6 protein-coding genes and 1 pseudogene are annotated in these 4666 nt (G+C 41.1%); 3 read left to right on the forward strand and 4 right to left on the reverse strand.

The window, feature by feature from the left end:
• Positions 1 to 20: 20 nt before the first annotated feature.
• Together CH376_RS23485 and CH376_RS23490 are read right to left on the reverse strand one after the other, a co-directional pair.
• Positions 21 to 281 (reverse strand): RNA recognition motif domain-containing protein, encoded by a 261-nt coding sequence (locus CH376_RS23485; protein WP_100785174.1) that lies wholly within the window; start codon positions 279 to 281, stop codon positions 21 to 23.
• Positions 282 to 314: 33 nt separating this feature from the next.
• A pseudogene (locus CH376_RS23490) lies at positions 315 to 494 on the reverse strand (hypothetical protein); the annotation flags it as partial.
• Between the two features lie 37 nt (positions 495 to 531).
• Between CH376_RS23490 and CH376_RS23495 the strand changes: the two are divergent.
• Both CH376_RS23495 and CH376_RS23500 read left to right on the forward strand, forming a co-directional pair.
• Positions 532 to 1080, forward strand: coding sequence for a GNAT family N-acetyltransferase (locus tag CH376_RS23495; protein ID WP_100785176.1), 549 nt, complete (start codon positions 532 to 534; stop codon positions 1078 to 1080).
• 185 nt (positions 1081 to 1265) lie between these two features.
• Entirely contained in the window at positions 1266 to 2360 is a 1095-nt protein-coding gene (locus tag CH376_RS23500; protein ID WP_100785177.1) for a fatty acid desaturase, read from the forward strand.
• Between the two features lie 285 nt (positions 2361 to 2645).
• On the opposite strand, the gene CH376_RS23505 is transcribed toward CH376_RS23500, so the two are convergent.
• On the reverse strand, positions 2646 to 3077 hold the full coding sequence (locus CH376_RS23505; protein ID WP_100785178.1) for a DUF1801 domain-containing protein: 432 nt from the start codon (positions 3075 to 3077) through the stop codon (positions 2646 to 2648).
• 248 nt (positions 3078 to 3325) lie between these two features.
• On the opposite strand from CH376_RS23505, the gene CH376_RS23510 reads away from it, so the two are divergent.
• Positions 3326 to 3787, forward strand: coding sequence for a GNAT family N-acetyltransferase (locus tag CH376_RS23510; RefSeq protein WP_100785179.1), 462 nt, complete (start codon positions 3326 to 3328; stop codon positions 3785 to 3787).
• Here the strand turns inward: CH376_RS23510 and CH376_RS23515 are convergent, their stop codons facing one another.
• Positions 3788 to 4375, reverse strand: coding sequence for a TetR/AcrR family transcriptional regulator (locus CH376_RS23515; protein ID WP_100785180.1), 588 nt, complete (start codon positions 4373 to 4375; stop codon positions 3788 to 3790).
• Between the last annotated feature and the right edge of the window lie 291 nt (positions 4376 to 4666).

Below are 4666 nucleotides of genomic sequence, written 5' to 3' on the forward strand. Positions count from 1 at the left end.
ACGCGCTGTAAATTTCTAAATTAGAATCTGTCGTTCTTAGGTTTTGCAACGTTTACTTTCAAGTTACGTGCAAGAACGTTTTTTCCGTCCAGATCTTTGATTGCTTTGTCAGCTTCGTCTTTGTTCGGCATTTCGACGAAACCAAAACCTTTGGATTTTCCGGAATACTGATCAGTGATGATCTTAACTGAATTAACTGCTCCGTGCGCTCCGAAAAGTTCGCTTAACTTTCCTTCAGTGATGTCGTAAGAGAGGTTTCCTACATAAATGTTAACAGACATATTTTTCCTCGTGTCGTTATGAATTAGATCAAGTTATCTTGATTTAAAAACAGCATTTCCCGTTATATTGGGAGGTAGAAAAATTTTAGAGATGCAGGACTTAAAAAGAAGAGCAAACTTTAAGATAGGACTACGTTCAGAAGTTAGAAAATCGATTGAATAACTGGAATTCTTTGTCCATAGTATCGGCAGAATTTTCTTTGGCAATACTAATTTCTTAAACTTTAATATTTGTTAGGGGAGTTCAAAAGTGAAAATCGAGTCGGAACGATTGATTTTGCGCGAATGGGAAGAAAGGGACCGTATTCCATTCTCCAAAATGAGTTCCGATCCGATTGTCATGAAATACTTTCCTTCCCTCCTTTCTCGGGAAGAATCCGATCGATTGATTGCAAAAATACAAAATCACTTTCAAACCTTCGGATACGGGCTTTGGGTTTTGGAGACAAAACGAAATCGAGAATTTCTAGGATTTACCGGTTTTATGAACGTCGGGTTTACGTCTTTTTTTACCCCCGCGATCGAGATCGGTTGGAGGCTGCATTCTTCCTTTTGGAACCGGGGTTATGCGACGGAGGCCGCGCTCGCCTGTCTTGATTACGGATTTTCAGCGTTGCAATTTCCGGAGGTCGTGTCTTTTACCTCGGTCCTCAATGAAAGATCGCAATCCGTAATGAAACGTATCGGTTTAAAAGAAGTCGGATTCTTCTCACATCCCAATCTTTCGAAGGACCATATTCTTTCCGAACACGTTCTTTACAAAGCGTCCGGATTGGAATGGCTTCAAAACCGAGCTTGATCGACGACCTTTCCCATTCTTGATAAGAATTTGGATTCTACCCTGAATAAGGCACTTCTGCGGCGGAGGGGCGGTCCGATTTTTAACAATTTTTTAGTTTCGCGATATTTTTTTCTTGCCAAGAGTTTGTTATTTAACTAACGTTGTTCATTAGTAAGTTAACGCCGTTCATTAAGGAGAACGTTATGGAAGTGAAAAATAATTCTTCAGCGCATCCGAGAGAGACCCTTGGAGCCGTTCGAGAAACTCTCTCGGACGCAACTTTTGACAACCCCGCTTACAAGGGGATTGGCTATTTCTTCAGAGATTTGTTTTTTTTCGGGCTGGTAGTGGTCCTTCTCTGGAACGTAAACACCTGGTATCTTCTTCCTTTTCTCTGGTTTTTTGCGGGAATGACGATCGCCGCTTTGTTCGTCGTCGGACACGATTGCGCGCACGAGGCGCTTTTTAAGAATAAATACCTTCGATATTGGATCGGTCAAATCGCGATGTTGCCCTCCTTACACGCTTACAATCAGTGGGCTTACGGACACAACCGAATTCATCACGGACATACGATTAAAAGAGGCGGAGATTTTGTCTGGCATCCCGCTACCGCGGAAGAATATTCTAAATTTGGAATATTCAAAAAGATGATGCACCGATTTTTCTGGTCGGCTTGGGGCGGCGGCTTTTACTACATGATCGAAGTCTGGTTAAAAGGAATGGTTCTGTTTACCGCTCCGATGAAAGAGGCGGGAAGGGACAAGTGGATCATGCTTTCGTTTGCGTTTGTTTCCTCCGCTCTTGTTTTTTATTTCGGCGGATCCTCTGTGGAAGGAACTTTCGACGCAGGCGCCGGATTTTGGATGTTCACAAAAGTCTGCTTGGTTCCATTTATCGCTTGGAACTATTTTATGGGAATCACCGTCTACGTTCATCACATTCATTCCGAAATTCCTTGGAAGACAAAGGATGAATGGACCCCGTACTACGGACAAATGAAAGGAACGATTAACTATCACATCAATCCGATCATGAACTTTTTCTTTCACAATATTTTCATTCACATGCCGCATCACGTTCACATGAAAATTCCTTTTTACAATCTAACCCGCGCTTTGGAGGAAATCAAAGCGGTTTACGGCGAGAACGTTTTGGAACGGGATACGATCTTCGGAGACTATTTCAAATCGACTTCCCGTTGTAAGGTGATTGATTCTGAAACCGGGAAATGGATGACATACAAAGAAGCCCGTAATTCTATCGAAGACGAGGAACTGGAAGTCAGTCCCGCTTAATCGCATCGGCTCCGAATGGTTCGGCTTTTACGATAAAGTAGGAGCCGAGTTCCTCTTTTCTAATTTTTCATTCCTCTCGGATTTACTTCCCAAAATTTTTTAAGAATATTTTTGAATCGATCGAGAACATTTCGGAATCATCGAAAACTCAGGCGAGGTTTCGACGAAAGGGTTTTATCTCCGTTTTTATCGGTACTTTAGTTTCGTCTTTCGGAGAAAATCATTTCTCAGGATAAGAATAAAACTCTTGAGCCGCCGATTCTTACAAAATCGAAAAAGACAGGTTTATCCTCGGCGATCTTTTTTCTTTTTATCGAGATGATACGTTAAAGCCATCGAGATACAAACGCTCAATTCTTTGGTCGGAATCGGATCGTTTGCGTTTAAGAGAATGGATCGATTTCCTTCGAACTTGATTTTTTTCGGAAAGAGTTCTCGAAATGTTTCAACAAGGTTGGTCTGGCAATGAAAGAAAAGCGCATAAACGTTTTCTTCGGAAGAGATTCGGTCGATTCGAATCGTGCTCCCACTTTTGGTCTCCGCGGTAAGATAACTGGGTTGTCCCCATTTTAAAGTTTCTTCCAGATCTCCGACTCCTTCGGTTGACTTCGCGATTTTGAAGATCAAATCCCGGATACTTAATAATTTTTCCCGCACGCCCTTAGGATAAGAACGAAATACTTCCGCGACGTTTTGATTTTTAAAATTTTGAGGCATTTGATTCCGTTTTACGATCTACGTTATTTGCATCTCAAAGCCATCCTGAAGCGAGGACGAAGCAAAATACTTTTCATTTCCGATAAATTCTAAGATTATTCAACAAGTCGTATATTCTTTCTTTTTTTCAAGGATGTTTCCGAATCGTTCTTGAAAGGCAAAAAACGATCCTTTTAGAATTTAAGGATCCGAATCGATTATTCTATTCGCCAAAAGGACAACTTGAATCCATTTTTATACGAACCTAAATGAATCTTGAGATAACACAAATCGATCCGAACTCGACGGAACCTCCCTGGGAACTCCTGCTTTCCGCCGATCCTTCCAAAGAACTCGTGAAAGAATATCTGAAACGAGGAATTTGTTATGTAGCTCGCTCTAAAACGGAAACGGTAGGAATTTTCGTATTAATTTACACTCGACCGGAAACGATGGAATTGGTCAACGTCGCGGTCGAAGAAGGATTTCAAGGAAAGGGAATCGGTAAAACCTTGGTTCTGAATGCGATTTCAAAAGCGAAGGACCTGAAGATGAAAGTTCTGGAGATTGGAACCGGGAATTCCAGTCTTTCTCAATTGGCGCTCTATCAAAAATGCGGATTTAGAATCTCAGGCATTGACAGGGATTTTTTCTTGAAACACTACAAAGAACCGATCTATGAAAATGGAATCCGGTGTACGGATATGATTCGACTCCACATAGATCTTTGATTAAGATTCTTCCAGTCGAAGCAACTCCGTTTCGAATCGATCTATGAATTTCCGATTTCCAGTAAGTCCATAGAGTTGCATCGCGCCTTGATAAAGGAATAATACTTTTTCCGAATATTCGATCGCGGTTTTAGAATCCAGATTTTTCTTTTTTTTCCAGACGGGCCGCATAAAATAAGAACTGAAACTCCGATTCCAGTGATCTAACGAGTCCATCACTCTTTTTCTCAATTCGGGTTCGTCATGCGTTTGATTCGAGAAATTTGCGAGCGGACATCCGAAACGATACGTAGTTTTCAACCCTCTTTTTAAGAATCGAACCCACACAGGAACGAAGTTCGAATACTTCGGATATTTTTTCATCATTACTTCCGCTAACCCTAGGATTTCCTCTTCTTGAAATTCCACATAACTCAAGCCGAGATCTTTTTTGGAGGGAAAATATCGATACAAACTTTTTTTGAAAGCTCCCGCGTCGCTCAGGATTTCGTTGATCCCCGTGTTTCCATAACCTCTTTCGTAAAAGAGTTTTACTGCGGATTTTAGAATCCGCTCTTTCGCAGGATCCGACTTTGCTAAAGAGTTCATGATTGTTTCCTATTTTTTCCGGAATTTAATTTCAATATCTTATCGTTTCAAACGAGAAAGGTCCGTTAGTCGGTGATTTGCAAAGATCTCCTCGGGATGGATTGTTTGCGGCTCTATTTTGTGGTCATGATTTCTTTTTAAAAATTTAGTAATAAGAACTCCGAACCCGTTTTCAAAATGATCCGCGGCGTCACGGTCCGAAAAATCTTCTATAAGAATTCTTACAGCGCGTCCCAAAAACTTATTTTATTTTGTCGGAAAGATCAAGCTGCAAGGTTCTGTCCCAGTTTT

Source organism: Leptospira adleri (assembly GCF_002811985.1).
In the GTDB taxonomy this organism is placed as follows: domain Bacteria; phylum Spirochaetota; class Leptospiria; order Leptospirales; family Leptospiraceae; genus Leptospira; species Leptospira adleri.